The sequence below is a fragment of the Haloarchaeobius marinus genome (assembly GCF_051207415.1).
Taxonomy (GTDB): Archaea; Halobacteriota; Halobacteria; order Halobacteriales; family Natrialbaceae; genus Haloarchaeobius.
Genome location: NZ_JBPKGD010000017.1, coordinates 1 through 527 on the forward strand (window position 1 = coordinate 1; position 527 = coordinate 527).

The 527-nt window shown below is 69.6% G+C and carries 1 protein-coding gene; it reads left to right on the forward strand.

Annotated elements, in window-relative coordinates:
* Positions 1–72 precede the first annotated feature (72 nt).
* The coding region (locus ACSC1W_RS20900; RefSeq protein ID WP_435349776.1) for a hypothetical protein at positions 73–527 on the forward strand (455 nt) is incomplete at its 3' end.

Below are 527 nucleotides of genomic sequence, written 5' to 3' on the forward strand. Positions count from 1 at the left end.
GTCGCCGAACACATCCTCACCGCTAGCACCACCGAAACCGGCCGCGACACCAGCGACCAGGACTAACCCATCATGCTCGACATCCAAGCTGTCCTCGAGTGGCTGCTCGCCCACCCCGATCTGACGGTCACCGTCGCGACCGCGGTCGGTGGCACCCTCGCCGGCGCCCGCCAGTACCAGCGTACGGGCCGGCTTCCCCTGTCGAGTCTGCCGTGGCGGGCGCTCCGCCGACTCGGCTACCACACCCGCCGGCGGTTCTTCGCGACGTCACGCCCGCCGGCGGAGTCGACCAGCGTCATCCAGGCCAGCGTCGACGACGTCCAGACCACGCTCGGCCGGCAGTCCTACGAGCCCGGGTGGCCGCTCTCGTACTACTACCAGGGCGAAGACCTCAACGCCAGACGGTACTACTACGCGCCCGGCCGGGAGTACCCACACCGCCAGCTCCACATCCGCGCCTGGAGCAACCCCAGCACAGACACGGTCGACGTCGACGCCCACGACGAACCCAGCCCACTCCAGCACCC